This is a genomic window from Herbidospora sp. NBRC 101105, from assembly GCF_030269205.1.
GTDB classification, from domain to species: domain Bacteria; phylum Actinomycetota; class Actinomycetes; order Streptosporangiales; family Streptosporangiaceae; genus Herbidospora; species Herbidospora solisilvae.
The window spans coordinates 155637-179121 of the sequence record NZ_BSSX01000004.1; the positions used below are offsets into that span (position 1 = coordinate 155637).

At 70.6% G+C, this 23485-nt stretch carries 20 protein-coding genes; 11 read left to right on the top strand and 9 right to left on the bottom strand.

Going from position 1 to position 23485, the window contains the following annotated elements; genetic code table 11:
- Positions 1-86 precede the first annotated feature (86 nt).
- Both QSK34_RS17935 and QSK34_RS17940 read left to right on the top strand, forming a co-directional pair.
- Positions 87-1982, top strand: coding sequence for a protein kinase domain-containing protein (locus tag QSK34_RS17935; RefSeq protein ID WP_285585421.1), 1896 nt, complete (start codon positions 87-89; stop codon positions 1980-1982).
- A gap of 38 nt (positions 1983-2020) precedes the next feature.
- Positions 2021-4117 (top strand): beta-propeller domain-containing protein, encoded by a 2097-nt coding sequence (locus tag QSK34_RS17940; protein ID WP_285585422.1) that lies wholly within the window; start codon positions 2021-2023, stop codon positions 4115-4117.
- Here the strand turns inward: QSK34_RS17940 and QSK34_RS17945 are convergent.
- Entirely contained in the window at positions 4114-5856 is a 1743-nt protein-coding gene (locus QSK34_RS17945; RefSeq protein ID WP_161482593.1) for a glycerol-3-phosphate dehydrogenase/oxidase, read from the bottom strand. The genes QSK34_RS17940 and QSK34_RS17945 overlap by 4 nt on opposite strands.
- Positions 5857-5888: 32 nt before the next feature.
- Positions 5889-6710, bottom strand: a complete 822-nt coding sequence (locus QSK34_RS17950; protein ID WP_285585423.1) for an alpha/beta fold hydrolase — start codon at positions 6708-6710, stop codon at positions 5889-5891.
- A 71-nt stretch (positions 6711-6781) separates the two neighbouring features.
- Here QSK34_RS17950 and QSK34_RS17955 point away from each other — a divergent pair, with 71 nt between their 5' ends.
- Positions 6782-7525, top strand: coding sequence for a TetR/AcrR family transcriptional regulator (locus tag QSK34_RS17955; protein ID WP_285585424.1), 744 nt, complete (start codon positions 6782-6784; stop codon positions 7523-7525).
- A 121-nt stretch (positions 7526-7646) separates the two neighbouring features.
- Here the strand turns inward: QSK34_RS17955 and QSK34_RS17960 are convergent, their stop codons facing one another.
- Positions 7647-9056: a WGR domain-containing protein gene (locus QSK34_RS17960; RefSeq protein WP_285585425.1), complete on the bottom strand. Its 1410-nt coding sequence runs from the start codon at positions 9054-9056 to the stop codon at positions 7647-7649.
- A 131-nt stretch (positions 9057-9187) separates the two neighbouring features.
- Here QSK34_RS17960 and QSK34_RS17965 point away from each other — a divergent pair, with 131 nt between their 5' ends.
- From QSK34_RS17965 to nagA, 3 genes are read left to right on the top strand one after another with little or no spacing between them, the layout of a single operon-like run.
- The gene (locus QSK34_RS17965; protein WP_285585427.1) at positions 9188-9751 is read left to right on the top strand and encodes a dihydrofolate reductase family protein; all 564 of its coding nucleotides are present in this window, start codon (positions 9188-9190) and stop codon (positions 9749-9751) included.
- A gap of 27 nt (positions 9752-9778) precedes the next feature.
- Entirely contained in the window at positions 9779-10642 is an 864-nt protein-coding gene (locus tag QSK34_RS17970; RefSeq protein ID WP_285585428.1) for an SIS domain-containing protein, read from the top strand.
- Positions 10639-11760, top strand: coding sequence for an N-acetylglucosamine-6-phosphate deacetylase (gene nagA, locus QSK34_RS17975; RefSeq protein WP_285585429.1), 1122 nt, complete (start codon positions 10639-10641; stop codon positions 11758-11760). Before QSK34_RS17970 ends, nagA begins: the two co-directional genes overlap by 4 nt.
- A gap of 319 nt (positions 11761-12079) precedes the next feature.
- On the opposite strand, the gene QSK34_RS17980 is transcribed toward nagA, so the two are convergent.
- The gene (locus tag QSK34_RS17980; RefSeq protein ID WP_202610576.1) at positions 12080-13198 is read right to left on the bottom strand and encodes a GuaB3 family IMP dehydrogenase-related protein; all 1119 of its coding nucleotides are present in this window, start codon (positions 13196-13198) and stop codon (positions 12080-12082) included.
- Positions 13199-13224: 26 nt separating this feature from the next.
- On the bottom strand, positions 13225-14706 hold the full coding sequence (gene guaB / locus QSK34_RS17985) for an IMP dehydrogenase (RefSeq protein ID WP_161482586.1): 1482 nt from the start codon (positions 14704-14706) through the stop codon (positions 13225-13227).
- A gap of 468 nt (positions 14707-15174) precedes the next feature.
- Here guaB and QSK34_RS17990 point away from each other — a divergent pair, with 468 nt between their 5' ends.
- Together QSK34_RS17990 and QSK34_RS17995 are read left to right on the top strand one after the other, a co-directional pair.
- Complete coding sequence (locus QSK34_RS17990) at positions 15175-16164, top strand: helix-turn-helix transcriptional regulator (protein ID WP_285585430.1); 990 nt, start codon at positions 15175-15177, stop codon at positions 16162-16164.
- A 48-nt stretch (positions 16165-16212) separates the two neighbouring features.
- Positions 16213-16590 carry a DUF5319 domain-containing protein gene (locus QSK34_RS17995; protein ID WP_030451440.1) on the top strand — a complete coding sequence of 126 codons (378 nt, stop codon included), beginning with the start codon at positions 16213-16215 and terminating at the stop codon, positions 16588-16590.
- Here the strand turns inward: QSK34_RS17995 and QSK34_RS18000 are convergent.
- The 4 genes from QSK34_RS18000 to groES all read right to left on the bottom strand — a co-directional run bounded on the left by QSK34_RS18000 (position 16551) and on the right by groES (position 19594).
- A complete protein-coding gene (locus tag QSK34_RS18000) occupies positions 16551-16712 on the bottom strand; it encodes a hypothetical protein (protein WP_156045282.1) in 162 nt (53 codons plus the stop codon). The two genes, QSK34_RS17995 and QSK34_RS18000, sit on opposite strands and share 40 nt — an antisense overlap.
- Positions 16709-17353 carry a sigma-70 family RNA polymerase sigma factor gene (locus QSK34_RS18005; RefSeq protein ID WP_081898345.1) on the bottom strand — a complete coding sequence of 215 codons (645 nt, stop codon included), beginning with the start codon at positions 17351-17353 and terminating at the stop codon, positions 16709-16711. The genes QSK34_RS18000 and QSK34_RS18005 overlap by 4 nt, the downstream gene beginning before the upstream one ends.
- A 243-nt stretch (positions 17354-17596) precedes the next feature.
- Positions 17597-19219, bottom strand: a complete 1623-nt coding sequence (groL, locus tag QSK34_RS18010; protein WP_062344986.1) for a chaperonin GroEL — start codon at positions 19217-19219, stop codon at positions 17597-17599.
- 63 nt (positions 19220-19282) lie between these two features.
- On the bottom strand, positions 19283-19594 hold the full coding sequence (gene groES / locus QSK34_RS18015) for a co-chaperone GroES (protein ID WP_030451443.1): 312 nt from the start codon (positions 19592-19594) through the stop codon (positions 19283-19285).
- 250 nt (positions 19595-19844) lie between these two features.
- Here groES and QSK34_RS18020 point away from each other — a divergent pair, with 250 nt between their 5' ends.
- The 3 genes from QSK34_RS18020 (at position 19845) to QSK34_RS18030 (ending at position 23452) form a co-directional block, all read left to right on the top strand.
- Positions 19845-20909, top strand: a complete 1065-nt coding sequence (locus tag QSK34_RS18020) for an RICIN domain-containing protein (RefSeq protein ID WP_285585431.1) — start codon at positions 19845-19847, stop codon at positions 20907-20909.
- 34 nt (positions 20910-20943) lie between these two features.
- Positions 20944-22095 carry a class I SAM-dependent methyltransferase gene (locus tag QSK34_RS18025; RefSeq protein WP_285585432.1) on the top strand — a complete coding sequence of 384 codons (1152 nt, stop codon included), beginning with the start codon at positions 20944-20946 and terminating at the stop codon, positions 22093-22095.
- Positions 22096-22276: 181 nt separating this feature from the next.
- The gene (locus QSK34_RS18030; protein ID WP_285585433.1) at positions 22277-23452 is read left to right on the top strand and encodes a coiled-coil domain-containing protein; all 1176 of its coding nucleotides are present in this window, start codon (positions 22277-22279) and stop codon (positions 23450-23452) included.
- The last annotated feature ends 33 nt before the right edge of the window (positions 23453-23485 follow it).

Consider the following 23485-nt stretch of genomic DNA (forward strand, 5'->3'; position numbering starts at 1 on the left):
TATTCCGGAGCGAAGCTCATGACTACCGGCCGGTACGGTCAATTCGCAACGCCGTGCCACCGACGTGATGGGCCACAATTCGAATCATGGCGACTCCCTTACGCCCGTCCGACCCGCGTGTGCTCGGCGGCTACCGGCTGGAGGCGGTCCTGGGGGAAGGCGGCCAGGGCATCGTCTACCTGGGGGCCGGTCCCGACGGCGGACGCGTGGCGATCAAGTGGCTGCGGCCGGAGCTCGCGCAGGACCAGACGATGGTCCGGCGGTTCCTGCAGGAGGTCAGCACGGCCAAGCGGGTGGCGCCGTTCTGCACCGCGCAGGTGATCGACGTGGGCGCCGAAGACCAGCGGCCCTACATCGTGAGCGAGTACATCGAGGGCGAGTCGCTGGCCCAGGCGATACCGCGGAGCGGGCCGCGTACGGGCAGTTCGCTCCATCGGCTGGCGATCGGCACCGCGACGGCGCTGGCGGCCATCCACCAGGCCGAGATCGTGCACCGCGACTTCAAGCCGCCGAACGTGATCCTCGGGTCCGACGGCCCCCGCGTGATCGACTTCGGCATCAGCAAGGCCCTGGGCAGCCACACGGCGCTGACCTCGACGATGATCGGCACCCCCGCCTACATGGCCCCCGAGCAGCTCGCCGGGGGGCCGGTCGGGCCGGCCGCCGACCTGTTCTCGTGGGCGGGCACGATCGCCTACGCCGCGACCGGGCGGGCGCCGTTCGGCAACGACACGATGCCGGCGGTGATCAACCGGGTGCTGCGCATGCCGCCCGACCTGGGTGACGTCCCGCAGCCGTTGCGGGGCATCCTGCTCGACTGCCTGAACAAGAACCCGGCGCTGCGGCCGACCGCGCGCGAGGTGATCGACCGGCTGCTGGTCAGCGATCCGGCGACGGCGCGGGCGACGGTCCCGCAGGTCTTCCGGGAGAAGCGCGGGTTCCCCACGCTGGCCGTGGTCACGGCCGCGACCGCGGTGGCGGTGATCGCGGCGATCGGCGGGGTGTGGGCCGCCACCACGAACAGCGCCCCGCCCTCACCGCCGGTCACGACCTCGGCGGCCCCGCCGCCCCCGCCCTCCCCCAGCCCCGGGCCGCCGGTCACCATCGACATGGACGACACCACGGCCGTGGCGCTGGAGCGGCCCGACGACCCGGCGTACCTGTCGATCTTCTGGGTCGACCGGGAGAAGTGGGACGCCTACGTCCGCGAACCCGGCAAGGCGACCTTCACCCGCCACTCCTTCGTCGACGCCGCCCCCAGCCCCACCGCCGACCGGCTGGCCGGGATCCCGTGGGAGTACGACGCCGACGACCGCGACTCGCTGAAGATCACCGACGTGTCGAGCGGCGCGGCCGTGACCGTCCAGACGGTCGCCAAGCCGCGCACCACCAACTACGTGCACTGGTCGCCCGAAGGCGACCGGATCCTGCTGACCATGCGCGAGAAGGTCGGCGAGAAGACGACGACGAAGGGGTTCGTCGTGGTCGACGTGCCGGCCGAGACCGCCCGGATCGTCGAGGTGCCGGGCCTGACCGAGGACGCCGCGTTCGCCTGGACCGGCGACGGCGACACCATCGCCGCGATCGTCGCCGACAAGGAGACCCGCGTCCCTCACGTCTACGACCTGCAAGGCAAGGAACTGAAGACCCTGCCGGAGATCGGCGGCACCCTCACCGACCCGCGCGACCTGTTCACCGCCGGAGGCGGCGCGTTCGTGGCCACCTGCGCGGACAAGACGGTGACCCTGTGCGTCTGGGACACCGCGACCGGGGCGGTGCTCAACGAGTTCGAGTCGGGCTGCGACACCGTGCTGGGCTGGTGGGACACCACCCACATCTTCTGCACGGCCACCGGAGACGACGACGAGGACGCCGTGGTGGTCACCGACCTGAAGGGGGCCGAGACGCAGACGCTGGTCCGGGCGACCGACGCGGCGATGGACAAGCTCTACTTCCGCAGCGGCTACCTGCGGCGCGGCTAGCGCCCGAACCGAGGCGGCCCGCGATCCGTCTTGGGGGCATGACCACCTCGATTCGCGTGGCGGGCGCCATCGCGATTGCCCTGCTGGCGACGGCCTGCACGCCGGGTGCCGCCCCGTCGCCCGATCCGGTGACGCCGATCAACCTGACGTCGAACATCAAGCTGGTCGCGTTCGACGACTGCGACAGCATGCTCGAAGGGCTGCGCGCGGCCGCGGTCAAGCACGCCCAGAGCTTCCAGGTGATGCCGATGGCGATGGCGGAGGCCGCCGACACCGCGCGGTCCACCGCGGGCGCCGGCGCCCAGACCCATTCGACGACCAACGTCCACGAGGCCGGGGTCGACGAGCCCGACCTGGTCAAGACCGACGGCGAGCGGGTCGTGACGGTCAACCGCGGCGTGCTGCGGGTGATGGACGCCGCCTCCGGCAAGGTGACCGGCACGTTGCGGCTGGTCGCCGAGGAGCAGTCGTGGGCCGAGGCGAACCTGCTGGTGGCCGGTGACCGGGCGCTGGTGCTGTTCAACAACGGCGGGTACCTCCCGGCCGCCGGCGCCCGCGTGGCCGACGGGCCCATGACGCTCGCCTCGCCCCGTTACGTCATGGTCGACCTGGCCGGCCCGCCGAAGGTCCTCGCCAGCATGTCCCCCGCCAACGCCATCCACGTCGACGCGCGCATGGTCGGGACCACGGTCCGGATCGTGGTGCGCAGCGAGCCGCAGGTGCCGATGCCCGAGTACGACGGCGACATGACCCAGAAGGAGATGCTGGAGGCGGTCAAGGAGACCTACCGCAAGGCGCCCCTCGACGCCTGGTTGCCCAAGTACGAGATCGAGTCGAACGGCCAGGCCACACAGGGCGCCGTGAAATGCGAGAACGTCAGCCACCCGGCCGACTTCACGGGCCGGTCGCTGGTGACCGTCCACACCCTCGACCTGAACGGCTCGTTCGGCACGACCGAGCCCATCAGCGTCGCGGCCGACGGCGACACCGTCTACGGCACCCAGGACAGCCTCTACGTGACGAGCAACCCGCTCTGGTGGGGCGGCTTCTTCCCGATGCCGCTCGCCGTGGACGTCGACCCGATGCCGGTCGCCGAGGCGGCCCCCGCGAGCCCGGTGGCCCCGTCGCCCGACCCCGACATGCCGACCCAGATCCCCGACCCCGGCAAGGTCGCGCCCGAGGCGCAGCCGACGCCGAGCGGCGCCGAGAAGGTCACCCCCACCGCCGAGGTCGTCAGCCCCTCGCCCTCCGGGAACGAGGACACCGTGCCGGAGGTCGTGCCGGTCTCCGAGCGCACCGAGGTGCACCGGTTCGACGTCACCGGCACCGGCGTGCCGCGTTACGTCGCCTCCGGCTCGGTCCCCGGGCGGCTGCTGAACCAGTACTCGATGTCGGAGTACGACGGCCACCTGCGCATCGCCACCACCACGACGCCGCGGGCCCAGGAGGAGAAGTCGGAGAGCGGCGTCTACGTGCTGAAGGCCGACACCCTCGCCGCGACCGGTCAGGTGACGGGCCTGGGCAGGGGTGAGCGCATCTACTCGGTGCGGTTCATCGGCCCGGTCGGCTACATGGTCACCTTCCGCCAGGTCGACCCGCTCTACACCCTCGACCTGCGCGACCCGCAGGTCCCGAAGGTCACCGGCGAGCTGAAGATCACCGGTTTCTCGGCCTACCTGCACCCGGCGGGCGACGGCCGGCTGATCGGCGTCGGCCAGGAGGCCGACACGAAGGGCCGGACGAAGGGCACCCAGGTCTCGCTGTTCGACGTCCGCGACCCGGGCGCCCCTGCGGTGTTGTCGCGCTACCACCAGGAGGACTCGGCCACCCAGGCCGAATGGGACCCGCACGCCTTCCTCTACTGGCCGCAGGACGGCCTGGCGCTGATCCCGCTGGCCACCTGGGGGGCCGACTACTACGACGGCTCGCAGGCGCTCGTGCTGAAGGTCGGCGACACGATCGAGAAGGCGGGCGTGATCACCCATCCGAAGCCGGGCGTCCCGAACCTGCCGCTCGACCCGTCGATCAGGCGCAGCGTGATCATCGGCGACACGGTCTGGACCTTCTCCGACCTCGGCGTCAAGATCAGCGACAAGGCGACCCTGGCCGACCGGGCCTGGGTGAAGTTCTTCTAGAGGGGTTTGCGGTCGGGCGCGGCCACCGGGACGATCTCGGGAGCGCCGATGGTGATCGCGTCGGCCTCCTGGTCGGTGTCGGTCTCCTGGGCGGCGCGCTCGGCCTCGATCCGCTTGGTGTAGTACTCCACCTCACGTTTGACCTGGTCGTCGTCCCAGCCCAGCGGCCCCGCGAGGAGCTGGGCGACCTCCTCGGCGACGGCCAGGCCGCGGTGGAAGGTCTCGATGGAGATGTGGGTGCGCCGGCTGAGCACGTCGTTGAGGTGCCGGGCGCCCTCGTGGGTGGCGGCGTAGACGATCTCGGCCCGCAGGTGGTCGTCGGCGCCGGTCAGCGGCCGGGCCAGGCCGGGGTCGTCTTCGATGAGGGCCAGCACCTCGTCCATCATCGAGCCGTAGCGCTGGAGCAGGTGCTCGATGCGGGCGACGTGCAGGCCCGACTGCTGGGCCAGCCGGTAGCGGGAGTTCCAGCGGGCCTGGTAGCCCTCGGCCCCCACGAGCGGGACGGTGTCGGTGCACGAGGGCGGCACCCGGGTGGCCAGGCCGTGGACCACCGCGTCGACGGCGTCGGCGGCCATCTTGCGGTAGGTGGTGAACTTGCCGCCCGCGACCAGCACCAGCCCCGGCACCGGGTGGGCGACGACGTGTTCACGCGACAGTTTGGACGTCTGCTCCGACTCGCCGCGCAGCAGCGGCCGGAGGCCGGCGTACACGCCCTCGACGTCGTCTCGGGTCAGCGGGACGGCCAGCACCTCGTTGACGTGGTCGAGGACGTAGTCGATGTCGGTCCGGGAGGCCGCCGGGTGGGCCAGGTCGAGGGTCCAGGCAGTGTCGGTGGTACCGATGATCCAGTGGCGCCCCCACGGGATCACGAAGAGCACCGACTTCTCGGTGCGCAGGATGATGCCGGTGAGCGAGTGGATGCGGTCGCGGGGCACCAGGAGGTGGATGCCCTTGGAGGCCTTGACGTGGATCTGCCCGCGCCCGCCGACGAGTTCCTGGATGTCGTCGGTCCAGACCCCGGTGGCGTTGACGACCTGCCGGGCCCGGATGTCGATCTCCTCACCGGTCTCCAGGTCGCGGACCCGGACGCCGGTGACCCGCTCCCCCTCCCGCAGGAAGCCCACGACCTGGGTGCGGGAGGCGACGTGGGCGCCGTAGGTCGCGGCGGTGCGCAGCAGGGTCATGACGTAGCGGGCGTCGTCGACCTGGGCGTCCCAGTATTGGACGGCCCCCTTGAATGCGGTCTTCCGCAGCGCCGGGGCCAGCCGCAGCGCGCGGGTGCGCGACAGGTGGCGGTGCCCGGGGACGCCCCGGGTGAAGCCGAAGGAGAACCCCAGCGAGTCGTAGAGCATCAGGCCCGCGCCCACATAGGGCCGCTCCCAGCCCGCGTGGGTGAGCGGGAACAGGAACGGCACCGGCCGCACCAGGTGGGGGGCGATGCGCTGGAGCAGCAGCGCCCGCTCCTGGAGCGCCTCCCTGACCAGCTCGAAGTTGAGCTGTTCGAGATAGCGCAGCCCGCCGTGGATCAGCTTGGACGAGCGCGAGGAGGTGCCCGAGGCGTAGTCGCGCGCCTCCACGAGCCCCACGGAGAGCCCCCGCGTGGCGGCGTCGAGCGCGACGCCCGCGCCCACCACGCCGCCCCCGACCACCACGACGTCGAGTTCCTGCGCCGCCATCTGCGACAGGGCCGCGTAGCGTTCCGCCGGCCCCAGCCGCCCCGTCCCCATAAGCGCGGTCATGGGTTCAACTCTCCCTTTGTACGGCTATGCGCCTACCCCTGTCGTCCTACCCATCCTGTCAGGATCGGCAGCACGACCGCCGACCGCATGGCGCCCATGTGGTCGAGGCCGTCGAGGACCCGTACCTCCCAGCCCCTCGCCTCGATCTCGTCGCGGTTCCGGAGCAGCGGGCCCGCGATGTCGACGGTGACCCCGCCCCATTTGTCGCTGTAGACGATGGTGTCCTGCGACCCGGCGAAGCAGAGCCTCGGAATGTCCAGCGTCACGGCCCGGTCGTCGAATTCCTGGAGTTCCCGGTAGAGGGCCATGAACTGGCCGGTCTGGGCCGGGTCGGCCGTCGGCGTGGCACTGTCCCAGTCGCCGGGAGTGACGTCCACGGCCGGCGGTTCGGGGTTCTTGGCGTATTCCCAGGCTGCCTCGGTGACGGCGAGCATCTCCCGGTAGGGCCCGCCGATCGGCGGGAAGCCGCCCATGACCAGCGTGGTCACCCGGTCGGACCGGACGGCGAGCTGGAGCCCCGCCATGGCGAGCCAGGAGTAGCCGTAGTAGGCGAAGCTCCGAGCGCCCGCCGCGTCGGCGACGGCGAGGAGGTCGCCGACCACGTTGGCGGGGGTCAGGTCCTTCTTCGGCACGGCCAGGCAGTGCCCCTCGTAGTCGAAGGCGACGACCCTGAACCGGTCTTTGAGCCCCTCGATCAGGTTGAACCCGAGATCGGGCTCGCCTCCCCAGGCGCGCATGGCCTCGGCCGCCGGACCGTCTTCGGCCGGTCTCGGATTCACCGGCAGCAGCAGGGCGGGCCCCTCGCCGTGGACCTCGACGTCGATCCGGGCGCCGTCGTGGAGGGTGGCGAACATCGGTGATCTCCTTATCTTGTAAGCTATTTACAGCCGAAACAATAGCTTATGCCGTAAGGAGTTGGCACGGCGTGGTCGTCTACGCGGGACAGGGTGATCCCGAGCGCACACTGGCGCTCCTGTGGCGGTCAGCGGGTGACGGCCCGCCCAGGCGCGGCCCCAAACCGGCCCTGACCGTCGACGCGATCCTGGAGGCGGGCATCGCCGTGGCCGACGAGTCGGGCCTCGACGGCCTGTCGATGCGCGCCGTCGGCGAGCGTCTCGGCAAGACGGCGATGGCGCTCTACACCTACGTCCCGACCAAGCGGGAACTGATCGACCTCATGTACGACCACGCCCACAAAGGCGCGATCGGCGACCTCCCCGGCGGATGGCGGGAGGCGGTCGAGGCCTGGGCCGTGGCCCTCCACGAGCGCTACCTCCGCCATCCGTGGCTGTTGCAGGTCTCCCACGCCCGCCCGGTCCTGGGCCCCCACGAGCAGACGGTCCTGGAGAAGCTGCTGGAGGCCCTCCCCGACGTGGCCGTCCGAGCGACCGTGAGCGCCCTGTTCAGCCTGGTCCGAGGCTCGGCGAGGACGATCGCCGAAGGCCGGGCGGCCGCCTCGGACACGGGGACCTCGGACCAGGAGTGGTGGACGGCCAGATCCCGCTTGATGAACGACCTGGTCCCCGACTTCGCCGAACGTTTCCCCAGGTCAGCGAGCATGACCCCGGCAGAATGGGACCAGGCCGCCCACGACGCGTTCACGGGCGGCCTGAAACTACTCCTGGACGGCCTGGCACTGAACACCGACGAATATCGCCGGACCCGCTGACAGCATCCGCCCGTGAGGCGCGGTGAGCCCACCGTGTGGACGGATGGGGCCGGACCGGCTGACGGCCTCCGGCCGGGATCGGGCGCTCGCGCGCCCGAAATTTCGGCATATCGCCGATGGATCAGACCAGGCGGCGGATGTCTCCGAAGGCGCGGTAGAAGCCGCCGTTGCCCGACGGCCGGATGCCCTCGACCACGTACCGTGCGCCCGGCTCGCGGATCTCGCGGGGGAACTGGACGTTCCAGGCCTCGTACCCGGGGCTGAGCACCCGGATCCGCAGCCGGCCGCCCTCGCTGAAGCACTCGACGAGGACGCCGTCGCCCGTGTCGGTCGTCGTCTCGACGGTCACCGACGGCTCGACCACGGGCAGCGAGGCGGCGATCTTGACGTCGCGGGCCTGCGGGACGGTGCCCTCGCGGGCCGCCGCGATGGCCTGCTCGGTCGCGTCGATGCAGGCCAGCGAGCCGTCGGTGGTCACGATGTAGAGGCGCTCGTCGAGGTACTGCATGGAGAACGCCGACCCGCAACCGGTGGCCAGCTTCCACAACCGGGTCCCGTCGGCGGAGAAGCAGTAGACCGAGGAGGCGGAGTCGCCGGCGAAGACGTACTGGCCGCCGGGCGAGGTCGCGCACGAGTAGATCGCCGCGTCGCAGCGGTAGACCGCCTCGACTGCGCCGTCGGCCTTGGCCAGCTTGTGGACGGTCCGGCTGGCCGTGCCGGCGTACACCGACTTCTCCTCCTGCCAGCCGAACAGCACACCCGAGGCGGCGGTCTGGTACCACGCCTGGTTGCCCTGGAGGTCGTAGCGCGCCACGCCGCCGGAGTGCCCGTGGTAGATGGCGTCGCCGTCGCAGCGCACCATCCAGCCCGACCGGCCGCCGCCGGTGCGGGCCCAGAGGAACTCGTCCTCGTAGTCGATCGTGGTGATCCGCCCGGAGTCGTCGGAGACCCCGAGGACGCCGTCGGCGATGTCGAGCCAGAAGATGTCGACGTCGGAGGCGATCTCGTACGCCGCCCTCGGCACCTTCCCGCTCAGGTCGTAGACCTTGCCGTCGTCGCAGCCCGCGTAGATCCAGAAGTCGTCGGCGACGATGCACTTGACCCCGTCGGGCAGCTGGTAGCGCCCGGTCATGTCGCCTTCGGGGGTCAGCGTGTAGACCTGCCCGGCTTGGTTGCCGACCCAGCAGCGCTCCCGGTCGACGAAGATGCCGAACGCCGCCGAGCCGCTGGCGAACCGCCAGAGCACCGGCGCCTGCTGGGCGGTGGAGCGGGTGCTGACGATGGCCCGCCGGGTGACCGCGCGGCGCTGCCGCACCCCCCTGACCGCCGGGGCGTAACCCTTCTTGGTCTTCTCCGCGATCTTCTTGGCCGCCGCCGCCCGCGCCTTCTCCTCAGTAGGGAAGTCGGTGACCTTGACCTGCCCGTTCTCCCCGATCCGGCCGTACGTGACGGTCACCCGCGTCCCCGAGACCACGGCCTCGTAGAACTTGTGCGCCCCGCCGCCTTCCTCGGACAGCTCCAGGTACGTCATATCCCCATTTCCTCCCTTTGATCAGTGATCGCGAGCGTAGGGGAAGTGACGGACATTTTTTCTTGGTACGGATGTAGAGAACCCGCCCCCGGCTCCGACCCACTGGCGAAACGACGAACTGAGGAGCGGACATGCGGAAGATCGTTTACTACGTCAACACGTCGGTCGACGGCTACATCGACGGCCCCGGCGCCTTCGACTGGGCCGAGATGGGCCCCGAACTGTCGGCCTTCTCCGAGGCGCAGACCGACGCCACCGACATCCTGCTCTACGGCAGAGTCGTGTACGGCTGGATGGCCTCCTACTGGCCCACCGCCGACCAGGTCAGCGACCACCCCCACGACATCGCCTACGCCCCCAAGTGGCGGTCGAAGCCCAAGGTCGTCGTCTCCGACACGCTGACCGAGGTCCCGGACGACACCCGGATCATCCGGGGCGCCGAGCTGGCCGCCGAGCTGACCGCTCTGAAGGACGAGGGCACGGGGAACATCATGCTGACCGGCGGCAACGCGCTGGCCTCGACGCTGGCCGGCCTGGGCCTGCTCGACGAGATCGTCACCGCCGTCCACCCGGTGATCCTCACCGGCGGCACCCCCCTGCTCAGCGGGGTCAAGGACCGCCTGCGGCTGCGCCTGATCGAGTCCCTCACCTGCGGCTCCGTGACGGTGAACCGCTACGCCCCCGCCGGTTCGTGAAGGGCCTGCCTGGATAAAGTGCCGGTTGTGACGCACACCGAATCGGAAATCGCCTCACAACCGGCCCTCTGGGCCAGGGCCGCCGACCTGGCCGCGGACGCGCCGCTCCCCCGCCCGGGGGAACGGGTCGCCGTCGTCGGCTGCGGCACGTCCTGGTTCGTCGCCCAGGCGTACGCGGCCCTGCGGGAGTCCGCCGGCCAGGGCGAGACCGACGCCTTCGCCGCCTCGGAGTTCCCGCTCGGCCGCGCCTACGACCGGGTCCTCGCGCTGACCCGGTCGGGCACCACGACCGAGGTCCTGGCTCTGCTGACCACGGTGGAGACGCCCACCGTGGCGATCACCGCCGACCCGGCCACGCCGGTGATGACGGCGGCGGGCGAGGTGGTCGTGCTCGACTTCGCCGACGAGCGGTCGGTCGTGCAGACCCGCTTCGCCACCACCCAGCTCGCCCTGCTCCGGGCCCACCTGGGCGAAGACCTGACCGGGCCGATCGCCGACGCGGAGCTGGCCCTCTCCGACGACCTCGGCGACCTGGCAGACGCCGAGCAGTACACCTTCCTCGGCCGCGGCTGGACCACCGGCCTGGCGGCCGAGGCGGCGCTGAAGATGCGCGAGGCCGCCCGTGCCTGGACCGAGAGCTACCCGGCGATGGAATACCGCCACGGCCCGATCTCGATCGCGGGCCCCGGCCGGGTGACGTGGATGCTCGGCGACGCCCCCGAGGGCCTCGCGGCGGAGGTGCTCGACTGCGGCGGCGCCTTCGTCGAGTCGGCCCGCGACCCGATGGCGGAACTGGTGAAGATCCAGCGGGTGGCCGTCGCCCGCGCCCTGGCCCACGGCCTGAACCCCGACGAACCGCTCCACCTCACGAGATCGGTGATCCTGCCTTGAGCACGACCCTCGTCAACGCCCGGATCGTCACCGAATACGCGGTCACCGACGGCTGGCTCGCCATCGAGGAGGGCCGCATCACCCACATCGGCCACGGCGCCGCCCCCCGCGACGGCGAGTCGCTGGGCCACCGGTTCGTGGTCCCGGGCTTCGTCGACATGCACGTCCACGGCGGCGGCGGCGCGGGCTACCCGACCGGCCTGGCCCCCGAGGCGCGGCGCGCCTTCGCCTTCCACCTGTCCCACGGCACGACCACGGCCGTCGCCAGCCTGGTCACCGCCCCCCTCGACCACCTCCGCCGCGCCGCCGGCGAACTGGCGGAGCTCTGCCGGGAGGGCCTGCTGGCGGGCATCCACTTCGAGGGCCCGTACATCTCCGCCGCGAAGTGCGGCGCGCACCGCCCGGCCCTGCTGCGGGAGCCGTCGGTGCCGGAGTTCCTCGACCTCATCAAGTCGGCCCACGGCCACGCCCGCATGTTCACCATCGCCCCCGAGCTCCCCAACGCCCTCGACGCCATCGCCGCCTGCGCCGCCAACGGCGTGATCGCCGCGATCGGCCACACCGACGCCACCTACGACGAGGCCGAGGCGGCCATCGACGCGGGCGCGACGGTGGCCACCCACCTGTTCAACGCCATGCGCCCGCTGGGCCACCGCGACCCCGGCCCGATCACGGCGGCCCTGGCCGACGAGCGGGTGACCGTCGAACTGATCAACGACGGCTTCCACCTCCACGAGGCGGTCATCGACCTGGCCCTGCGCTCGGCGAAGGGCGGCGTCGCCTTCGTCACCGACGCCATGGACGCCGCCGGCATGCCCGACGGCGACTACGACCTAGGCCCGATGCGCGTGGAGGTCAGAGGCGGCGAAGCCCGCCTGGAAGGCGGCGGCTCGATCGCAGGCAGCACCTTGACCATGGACAAGGCCTTCCGGCGCGGCGTGCAGCTCAACGGCCTGACCCTGTCCCAGGCCACCGAGGTCACCTCACTGAACCCGGCCAAGGCCCTGGGCCTGGACGACGAGGTCGGCTCCATCGCCGTCGGCAAACGCGCCGACCTGGTGGTCCTGGACGAGGATCTCCAGGTCCACCGCGTGATGCGCCACGGCGAGTGGGTCTAGGACGAACCAGCACCGGAAATTTCGCCATATGCGACCAGCCGAACGAAGGAACCGGACACGCCGCCGGTAGCCACCATCCGCTGCAAGCACCGGAAATTTCGGCAGATGCGACCACCCGAACGAAGGAACCGGACACGCCGCCGGTAGCCACCATCCGCTGCAAGCACCGGAAATTTCGGCAGATGCGACCACCCGAACGAAGGAACCGGACACACCGCCGGTAGCCGCCGGAAATTTCGCCATATGCGCTGTGCGCCGACCGCCCAGGAAAAGCGGCAGGGCGCCGGGAAAGATCCCGGCGCCCTGGGCGAGCACGTCGTCACGGCGTCGGCGGGGCCACCACGACCTCGACGCGCTGGAACTCCTTGATGTCGCTGTAGCCCGACGTCGCCATCGTGCGCTTGAGGGCGCCCATCAGGTTCATCGAGCCGTCGGCCACCGACGACGGGCCGTGGAGGATCTCCGCCAGGGTCCCGATCGTGCCGAACTCCACGCGGCGTCCGCGCGGCAGGTCGGGGTGGTGGGCCTCGGAGCCCCAGTGGAAGCCACGCCCCGGGGCCTCGGCCGCGCGGGCCAGGGGCGAGCCGACCATGACCGCGTCGGCGCCGCAGGCGATGGCCTTGGCGATGTCGCCCGAGCCGCCCATGCCGCCGTCGGCGATGACGTGGACGTAGCGGCCGCCCGATTCGTCCATGTAGTCACGCCGTGCCGCCGCCACGTCGGAGATCGCGGTCGCCATCGGGACCACGACGCCCAGCACGTTGCGGGTCGTGTGGGACGCGCCGCCGCCGAAGCCGACCAGGACACCCGCCGCGCCGGTCCGCATCAGGTGCAGGGCCGCCGTGTAGGTGGCGCAGCCGCCGACGATCACCGGGACGTCGAGCTCGTAGATGAACTGCTTGAGGTTCAGCGGCTCGGCCCGGCCCGAGACGTGCTCGGCCGAGACGGTCGTGCCGCGGATCACGAAGATGTCGACGCCCGCGTCGATGACGGCCTTGTGGTGCTGGACCGTGCGCTGCGGCGACAACCGGACCGCCGTGGTCACCCCGGCCGCGCGGATCTCCTCGATGCGGCGGCCGATCAGCTCGTCTTGGATCGGCGCCGTGTAGATCTCCTGCAGCCGGCGGGTCGCGGCGGCGGTGCCGAGCTCGGCCACCTCGTCGAGCAGCGGCTGCGGGTCGTCGTAGCGGGTCCAGAGCCCTTCGAGGTCGAGGACGGCCAGGCCGCCCAGGCGGCCGATCTCGATCGCGGTGCGGGGTGAGACCACGCTGTCCATCGGGCTGACCACGACGGGCAGGTCGAAGCGGTAGGCGTCGATCTGCCAGGAGATCGACACCTCCTCGGGGTCGCGGGTGCGCCGCGAGGGAACGATGCCGATCTCGTCGAGGGCGTAGGCGCGCCGCCCGGTCTTGCCGCGCCCGATCTCCACCTGAGTCATGTTGTGTTTCCTGTTGTCGATAGAGGTCAGCGACGGTGGTAGTTCGGAGCCTCCACCGTCATCTGGATGTCGTGGGGGTGGCTCTCCTTCAGCCCGGCGGCGGTGATCGGCATCAGTTCGCCGTTCTCACGCAGCTGCTCGATGGTGCGAGAGCCGGTGTACCACATACCCTGTCTGACCCCTCCGACCAACTGGTGGGCCACGGCGGCGACCGGACCGCGGTAGGGGACCTGGCCCTCGATGCCCTCGGGGATGTACTTGTCGTCGCCGGAGACGGCGTCCTGGGCGTAGCGGTCCTTGGAGAAGGACACGCCCCCGCGCTCGCGGTTGCGGACGGCGCCCAGCGAGCCCATGCCCCGGTAGGACTTGAACTGCTTGCCGTTGATGAAGATCAGCTCGCCCGGCGACTCCTCGCAGCCCGCGAGCAGGGAGCCGAGCATGACCGCGTCGGCGCCGGCCGCGATGGCCTTGGCGATGTCGCCGCTGTACTGGAGGCCGCCGTCGCCGATCAGCGGCACCCCTGCGGGACCCGCCGCGAGCGACGCCTCGTGGATGGCGGTGACCTGCGGGGCGCCGACGCCGGCGACCACGCGGGTGGTGCAGATGGAGCCGGGCCCGACGCCGACCTTGACGGCGTCGACGCCCGCGTCGATGAGCGCCTGGGCGCCCGCGCGGGTGGCGATGTTGCCGCCGATGACCTGGACGGCGGTGTTGGCCTTGATCTTGGCGATCATGTCGCAGACGCCCTTGGAGTGACCGTGGGCGGTGTCGACCACGATGACGTCGACCCCGGCGTCGATGAGGGCGCGGGCCCGCTCCTCGGCGTCGCCGGCGACCCCGATGGCGGCGCCCACCATGAGGCGGCCGTCGGCGTCCTTGGTGGCCAGCGGATACTGCTCGCTCTTGGTGAAGTCTTTGACCGTGATCAGGCCCTGGAGGCGGCCGCGGTCGTCGACGAGCGGCAGCTTCTCGACCTTGTGGGTGCGCAGCAGCCGGAAGGCCTCCTCGCGGGAGACCCCGACCGGCGCGGTGACCAACGGCATCTTGGTCATCACGTCGCTAACGCGTCGGGAGTGGTCGGTCTCGTAGCGCATGTCGCGGTTGGTGACGATGCCGACCAGCACGCCCTCGGCGTCGGTGACCGGGGCGCCGGAGATCCGGTAGGTCGCGCAGAGCAGCTCGACGTCGGCGAGGGTGTCGTCGGGCGAGCAGGTGACCGGGTTGGTGACCATGCCGGCCTCCGACCTCTTGACGAGGTCGACCTGGCGCGCCTGGTCGTCGATCGACAGGTTGCGGTGGAGGATGCCGACGCCGCCCTGGCGGGCCATCGCCACCGCCATGCGCGCCTCGGTGACCGTGTCCATCGCGGCGCTGATCAGCGGGATGCGCAGCGTGATCGTGCGCGTCAGCCGGGTGCTGGTGTCGGCGTCACCCGGCTGCATGTCCGAAAATGCGGGCACCAGCAGTACGTCGTCGTACGTGAGCCCTTGTTCGGTGAATCTGGCCATGGTGTCCGCGAACCCCCTCCTGCGGCAAAGAAGACCTCGTCAGGCCTCTGGGCCAGTCTAGGGCTCACGCAAAGAGGCGTCCGCCACGCGCCCTCGTCGGGCGGCGGCGGTCGGGGCCGGGCGGGCGGAGCCGTAACGGAGAAGAACACGGAAAGGGGGGACCGTCGTAGGACGGACCCCCCTGACGCGTCGGGTGATGGGACCCCCACGGTGACCGCCGAGCCCCCCTCCGCGCCCGGTCGGTCACGGCGTCCCACCCGTGCCGACGCAGGGTCAAGAGTGCGTCACCCTGGGTCTCCGCACAATGTCCGAACCTGCAACTACACGAAGCTGCACCTGTCGCGGTTTTCTCGGTCCGAAACGCAATAGCGCGTTATTCTCGCGAAGTCGCTCGGTGGCCCAGCCGCGGCGGCTCCGGGCGAGGGAGCAGACATCTGGGCGCGACCACGACCTGAGACTGGACCGACGATGAGCACCTCTGCCGACCCTTTGGAACGCCTGGGCCTCACCAGGGCCCAGACGGCGGTGTACGAAACCGTCCTGCGGCTGCACCGGGCCACGCTCCCCGAGATCGCCCAGGCCGCCGACGAACCGGCCGACGAGGTGGCCGCCCGGCTGGCCGGCCTGGTCCGGCTGGGGGCGGTCGACGAACAGGCCGGCGAATACCTGGCCCGCCATCCCGCCGCCGCGATCGGACGCCTGATCGCCGCCCGCCTCGACCGCCTGGCCGAGGAGAGCCGCCAGATCGACGAGGTGCTGGCCTCGGTGGGCGGGCTGACCCTGACCTACGACGCCGGGCGCGATTATCAGGACCGCAGGTTCCCCGTGGAACTGGTGAACGGCGCCGACGAACTCTACGAGAGCGTGATCGGCCTGGCGCTCCAATCGCCGCCTTCGGATCTGGTGACCGCGATCCCCGATGAACGTAGTTTGACGGATTTCATCCGCAAATATGCCGACACGTGGATCGAGGCGCTCAAAAGCGATCTCCTTTCCGCCCGCGCGGTGATCCCCGCGTCCGCCCTCGCGATGCCCGGAATGCGCGACTCCCTCGACCGGCTCGCCGCCGCCGGGGCGGGCATCCGCGTCCTCGATCGCATCCCGAGCTGGTTCTTCGCGATCGGCCACGACGCCGCCGGCCTCCCGGCCGACTGGGGGGTGTCGTTACCCGGCAGCGCATACAACTGTTACCTGGTCAGGGCCCCGATCGTGGTGGGCGCGCTGCGGGCGCTGTTCGACGAGATGTGGCAGCGGGCGGTGCCGGTCCGGCCCGCGCCGGGGGCCGTGCAGGTCCTCAGGCTGGCGTCCCAGGGGATCTCCGACGACACCATCGCCCGGCGTCTGGGGGTGTCGGTCCGGACCGTCCGGGCGCGGTTCGCCGACGCCATGGCGGAGCTGGGGGCCCAGACCCGCTTCCAGGCCGGGGTTGAGGCCGCCCGCCGGGGCTGGTTGTCCTGACCCGGCCTTTGAGCACACTGGGAGCGATGGGAGTCATATGGTGGTTACGTGCTGGAAGACGTCCCCCGCGACCCGTTCGCGGACGACCCCAACGACCCCGCCGTGGAGCTGGGTGAGCTCGACGACGCCGAGCCGCTCACGATGGCCGAGCGCGACGAGGCCCTGACCGACCTCGCCGACGTGGAGGTGTTCCGCTCCCTGCTCGAACCGCAGGGAGTCCTCGGTCTCGTGCTCGACTGCCCGGAATGTGGTGAACAGCACTACTTCGACTGGGACCTGCTCCGGGGCAACCTACGCCAGATGATCGACAACGGCCGACCCCAGGTTCACGAACCCGCCTTCCAACCCGACCCCGCCGACTACGTCAGCTGGGAGTACGCCCGGGGCTACGTCGACGGCGTCATCGACACCGAAGAAAGCCGCTGAGCTTCCTGAATGCTGTCCACATCGGCGATCAGGGCCTTCAGGACCAAGATCGCCGGATCGGCTGACCGCACCGCCTCGCGCCGGGCCAACGCGTCGAGCACGGCGTCAACGTCGATTGTCACGCAATCGACTCTAGCTCCGCCATCTGACGGAGCCGGGCAAGAGCACGATGCTGGGCCACTCTGACCGCGCCGGGTGACATGCCGAGGACGTTGCCCGTCTCCTCCGCCGAGAGCCCCGAGACCACCCGCAGGATCAGCAGCTCGCGCTGGTTCTCCGGCAGCCGCGACAGCAGCGCGCGGGCGTGTTCGGCCTCGATGTAGCGCACGACGGTCTCCTCGGGCCCGGGACCCTCGTCGGGCCCGTCGGGGAGATCCTGGGTCGGCACGGCCGAACGCACCGAACTGCGCAGCGCGTCGGCCACCTTGTGAGAGGCGATGCCGAAGACGAACGACGCGAACGGGCGGCCCATGTCCCGATAACGCGGCAGCGCCGACAGCACCGCGATGCAGACCTCCTGGGCCACGTCGTCGGCGTTGTGATAATGCCCCGAAACCCTGCCAAGCCTGGCTCGGCAATAGCGCACGACCATCGGCCGCAGCTGCGTCAGCAGCCTCTCGATGGCGGTGCGGTCCCCTGTCACGGCCAGACTGGTCAGCTCCCTGAGGTCGGACTCCTCCGGCCTCACGTCGACTCTGGACCCAATCGCAAGCCTTACCCCAGTTGCGGCGTCGGCGACGCATCCCTCGGTCACGTTAGGCATGATGCCCGCCACACAGAGAACTGTCGTCATGGTGAACGGATACGGATTGGTCACATTGGGGCGGCGATAACGGCAAGTAATCGCACGAACACTCGACGGTTTTGGACATTTCACTAAAAGGCGGAAATTGCTGTATTTCTGTCAGATGTTCTGACAGCTCAGACCCATTCGGCGTTCAGCTTCTATATAGAACTACGGCCCCCACCCCGGAATGGGGTGAGGGCCGTAGAACGGCAACCGTTATTAGTGACCGTGCCCGTGGCCGTGACCCGCGCCGGCGGCGGCGGGGGCCTCCTCCTCGGGCTTGTCGACGACGAGCGCCTCGGTGGTCAGCAGCATGCCGGCGATGGACGCGGCGTTCTGCACGGCCGACCGGGTGACCTTGACCGGGTCGATGACGCCCTGGGCGACCAGGTCGCCGTACTCGCCGGTGGCGGCGTTGAGGCCGTGGCCCACGGGGAGCTCGGTGACCTTGGAGGTCACGACGTAGCCCTCGAGGCCGGCGTTCTCGGCGATCCAGCGGGCCGGCTCGACCAGAGCCTTGCGGACGACGGCGACACCGGTCGCCTCGTCGCCCGACAGGCCGAGGTTGTCGAGTTCGGCGGCCACGTGGACCAGCGCCGAGCCGCCGCCGGAGACGATGCCCTCTTCGATCGCGGCGCGGGTGGCCGAGATCGCGTCCTCCAGGCGGTGCTTCTTCTCCTTCAGCTCGACCTCGGTGGCCGCGCCGACCTTGAGCACGCACACGCCGCCCGACAGCTTCGCGAGGCGCTCCTGGAGCTTCTCGCGGTCCCAGTCGGAGTCGGACTGCTCGATGGCGAGCTTGATCTCCTTGACGCGGTCGGCGATGGCCGAGCCCTCACCGGCGCCGTCGACGATCGTCGTGGCGTCCTTGGTGATGACGACGCGGCGGGCCGTGCCGAGCACCTCGAGGCCGACGTGCTCCAGCTTGAGGCCGATCTCCTCGGAGACGACCTGCGCGCCGGTCAGGATCGCGATGTCCTGCAGCATGGCCTTGCGGCGGTCGCCGAAGCCGGGGGCCTTGACGGCGACCGAGGTGAAGGTGCCGCGGATCTTGTTGGTGACCAGGACGGCCAGGGCCTCGCCCTCGACGTCTTCGGCGATCACGAACAGGGCCTTCTTCGTCTGGGCGACCTTCTCCAGCAGCGGGAGGAAGTCGGCCAGGGAGGCGATCTTGCCCTGGGTCAGGAGGATGTAGGGGTCGTCGAGGACGGCCTCCATGCGCTCCTGGTCGGTGACCATGTAGGCCGACAGGTAGCCCTTGTCGAACTGGAGGCCCTCGGTGAACTCGAGCTCCAGGCCGAGCGCGTTGCTCTCCTCGACGGTGATGACACCGTCCTTGCCGACCTTGTCGAACGCCTCGGCGATCAGCTCGCCGATCTTGGCGTCCTGGGCGGAGATCGTCGCGACGTGGGCGATCTCCTTCTTGTCCTCGACGTGACGCGCGGAGGACAGCAGCTTCTCGCTGACGGCCTTCGCGGCCAGGTCGATGCCGCGCTTGAGCGACAGCGGCTGGGCGCCGGCGGCCACGTTGCGCAGGCCCTCGCGGACCATGGCCTGGGCCAGCACGGTCGCCGTGGTGGTGCCGTCGCCCGCGACGTCGTTGGTCTTGGTGGCGACTTCCTTGGCGAGCTGGGCGCCCAGGTTCTCGTAAGGCTTGTCGAGCTCGACCTCACGAGCGATGGTCACGCCGTCGTTGGTGATCGTCGGCGCGCCGAACTTCTTGTCGATGACCACGTTGCGGCCACGCGGGCCGAGGGTCACCTTGACCGCGTCGGCGAGGGCGTTCACGCCACGCTCGAGCGCGCGGCGGGCGTCCTCGTCGAACGACAGGGTCTTGGGCATTTAACAAGTCCTCTCAGCGTCGAAGACCCCGGGCGCTCGTCGCGCCCGGGGTCTCCTCACGGCCTACTTCTCGATGATGGCGAGCACGTCACGGGCGGAGAGCACGAGGTACTCCTCGCCGCCGTACTTGACCTCGGTGCCGCCGTACTTGCTGTAGAGGACGACGTCGCCCTCGTTGACGTCGAGCGGAACCCGCTTGCTGCCGGACTCGTCCCAGTTGCCGGGGCCCACCGCGAGGACCTTGCCCTCCTGGGGCTTCTCCTTCGCGGTGTCCGGGATGACCAGGCCGGAGGCGGTGGTCTGCTCGGCCTCAAGCGGCTGAACCACGATGCGGTCGCCGAGCGGCTTAACGGGAACCTTGGTGGCGGTCGTCACGATCGGACCTCCCCTTCAGATTGCGATGAATGAGCTGAAGAGGCGACCAGCGGCCTGCCGTCGCGGGTGTCAGACCTATCTGCGTCGCATTGGCACTCTCACTAGGCGAGTGCCAACACGACACAGTATGCACCTTCCCCGAGCACGTCAACACGAGCGGGACCGCACCTCAGGCGAGTGTTGACAGCCGGTGGCCGGAGTCGTTCATTGATCTCGCCCTCGCTTGTGCCACCAATCGAAGGGATGGGCAATGCGCAAACTGTTGACGGCCCTCACGGGCCTCCTGCTCATGGCGGGTGTCCTGACCGCACCCGCCTACGCGGAGTCGAACGGCGGCGTGCGGATCATGCCGCTGGGCGACAGCATCACCGACGGGTTCAACGTCCCCGGCGGCTACCGCATCAATCTATGGCAGCGGTTCGTCCAGGCAGGTCACACGGTCGACTTCGTCGGCTCGGGGTTCAACGGCCCGGCGAGCCTGGGCGACCACGACCACGAGGGCCACTCGGGCTGGCGGATCGACCAGATCGACGCCCAGATCGTCGGCTGGCTGCAGGCCTACACCCCCCGGACGATCCTGCTGCACATCGGCACCAACGACATGGGCCAGCAGTTCCAGGTGTCCACGGCGCCCGCGCGGCTGTCGGCCCTGATCGACAAGATCCGGGCCAACGCCCCTCAGGCCGAACTGTTCGTCGCACAGATCACGCCGTCCGCCGATCCCGCCTTCAACGCCCGGATCCAGACCTTCAACGCCGCGATCCCCGGCATCGTGGCCGCCAAGGGCCCGCTGACCCACCTCGTCGACATGAACACCGGCTTCACCACCGCCGACCTGGCCGACGGCCTCCACCCCAACCAGACCGGCTACGACAAGATGGCCGCCCGCTGGTGGACCGCCCTCCAGTCGTTCCCCGGCAGCGTCACGCCCGGGGCGGTCAACCTGGTGAACGCCGCGTCGAACCGCTGCCTCGACGTCAGCGGCGTCTCCCAGGCCCAGGGCGCCCAGGTCCACGTGTGGGACTGCCACACGCAGGCCAACCAGCGCTGGACCCGCACGGCGGCCGGCGAGTACCGGATTTACAACGGCACCCGCTGCCTGGACGTGAACGGCAACGGCACCGCCAACGGCACCAAGATCCAGATCTGGCCCTGCAACGGCACCCCGGCCCAGCGCTTCACCCACAACGCCAACGGCTCGATCACCGCGGCGGGCTCCGGCAAGTGCCTCCACTCCACCGGCACCGGCAACGGCGCCCTGGTGGAGCTCCGCGACTGCAACGGGACCGCGGCCCAGCGCTGGACCACGCGATAGCCGACCGGTGAGCGGCGGGCGCTAGCGTCTCCGTGTGGACCTGGAGAGCTTCGCCCGCCTGCTCACGCCCGACGGCCAGACGGCCCTGGCCGAGGCCGGCGCGACGCTGGCCTCCGGCGCGGGCCAGATCGAGGCCGTGACCACGCTGCGCCGGCGCTTCGACGCCGACCTGGTCTCCGCCGCGCTCACCCAGGCGGGCCTGCGCCGCCGCGCCGTCCCCAAGTTCGGCCCCGACGCCGAGGTGATGTACTTCACCCCCCACGGCCTGGAGCAGGCCACCCGCCCCGAGGTCGCCGAACACCGCGCCCGGCGGCTCGCGGGCCTGTCGGTGGCCGACGCGTGCTGCGGCATCGGCGGCGACCTGATCGCCCAGGCCCGGGCGGGCTGTACGGTCGACGCCGTCGACCTCGACCCCCTGACGGTCGCCGTGGCGACGGCCAACGTCCGGGCCCTGGGTGTACGGGCCGAGGTCCGCGTCGCGAGCGCGGAGTCGCTCGACCCGGGGGCCTACGACGCCCTGTTCGCCGACCCGGCCAGACGCACCACCAAGGGCCGCGTCTTCGACCCGGCCGCCTACTCGCCGACCTGGGACGTGGTCCTCGACCTGGTCCGGAAGGCGAGACGGGCCTGCCTGAAGGTCGCCCCCGGCATCCCCTACGAGTACATCCCCGACGGCATGGAGGCCGAGTGGGTCTCGTTCCGGGGAGAGGTCAAGGAGGCGGTCCTGTGGTCGGGCGCCGAGGGGCGGCGGGCGACCCTGTTGCCGTCCGGCGAGACCATGACGGCGCGCGGCGTCGAAGCCGGCGTCGCCCCCATCGGGCGCTACCTGTACGAGCCCGACGGCGCGGCGGTCCGCGCCCACCTGGTCGGCGAGGTCGCCGAGATCGTCGGGGGCCGGCTGATCGACCCCCAGATCGCCTACCTGTCCGCCGACGAACACGTGCCCACGCCGTGGGCGGCCGGCTATCTCGTCGAGGAGGTCATGCCGTTCTCGCTGAAGCGGCTCAGGGCCGCGCTGCGGGAGCGGAGGGTCGGCGCGGTCACGATCAAGAAGCGCGGCTCGGCGGTCGACGTGGAGCGGCTCCGTCACGATCTGCGACTGTCCGGGGAGGGCTCGATGGTGGTCGTGCTGACCCGTCTCGGCACCCGTCCCGTGGCGGTGCTGGCCTCGGAAATGGGCAGGTAAAGCCGCCAGTCCGGGCAATCCATCGGGAACCCCGATGTTTCCCTGTCCCCGGGAAAGTGGCAGCGCCGAGGGTTATCGTTCGGTGACATTACGTGTTCACGTCTTCCTCTTGATCCGGAGCTCCTCGGTGGAAAACCACACCCTCCTTCAAGCGGGCGGTCAGGCCGCAGTGTCCGACCGGATGCGCGAGCTGCTGGCCCGCGCGGCCCAGGACCATGTCTACGAGCAGCGCACCCAAGGGGCGGTGCTCGACGAGATCCGCCAGCGCATGGAGGGCATGGAATGGCTGCTCCGCGAGGTCCGCGAGCGCGAGCTCGGCGGCATCAGCGCGACCATGGAGGCGGTCGGCGGCCGCCTCGACGACCTGACGGGCCGCCCGCCCGCCTGGGCCGAGGGCCTCGCCCAGCACATCGAGATGGTCCGTGACCACGTCGACACCGTCGGCGAGAAGGTCACCCCCATCGGCGAACTCCCCAGCCTGTGGGCCGACGTCGGCACGATGGGCGAGAGCGTCGAGGAGTCCCTCACCCGGCTGGCCGCGGTCACCGACCGCCTCGCCCAGATGCACGCCGGCATGGAGGCGGCCGCCGCCCGCTTCAGCCGCATCGACAAGGCCGTCACCGACCTCAGCGAGCGCCTCGACCGCCTGGAGGCCGACGTCACCGAGTCGCTCACCGCCGGCCTCGACACCGTGGTCACCCGCCTGACCGCGACGCTCGACCAGATCGCGACCCGCATCTCCGGCGTCGAGGGCCAGCAGTCGGCCAGCAACGCCCGTCTCAGCGCGATCAGCGAGGCGCAGTCGGGCGCCAAGGCCCAGTTCCACGCCCTTGAGGGCCAGGTGGCGGGGGTGACCGCCCGCCTCGACCGCATCGACGCCCGCATCGAGACGGCCGACGAGTGCCTGGCCGACATCGACACCCGCGTGACGGGCATCGAGGCCAAGCTCACCGAGAACGGCGAGAAGCTCGACGGCACCGACCGCGCCGTCAGCGCCCTCGACGAGCGCCTGGGCGCCTGCGTGGGCGACTCGGAGACCCGCCTGACCTCGAAGGTCGAGGCCCTGGAGGAGCAGCTCGGCGAACGCTTCGACGGCGTCGACGACCGCGTCGAGTCGATCAACCAGCGGCTCGGCCAGCTCCCCGCGACCCTGGAGATCGGCGAACTGCACCGCCTGGTCGGCGAGATCGCCCCGCTGGTCGAGACCCGCACCGACCGCGAGGCGGTCCGCGAGGCCCTCTCGACCACGGTGGAGCCCGCCCACACCGACCTGACCAGAAGGCTGGGGGCGCTGGAGGAAACGATGCTGGCGCTGGCTGAGGCCCTCCTGCGGCCCACCAGGAGCTCCAAGGACTGAACTCCACACACGAGAAAGGGCCGGGCGACTTCG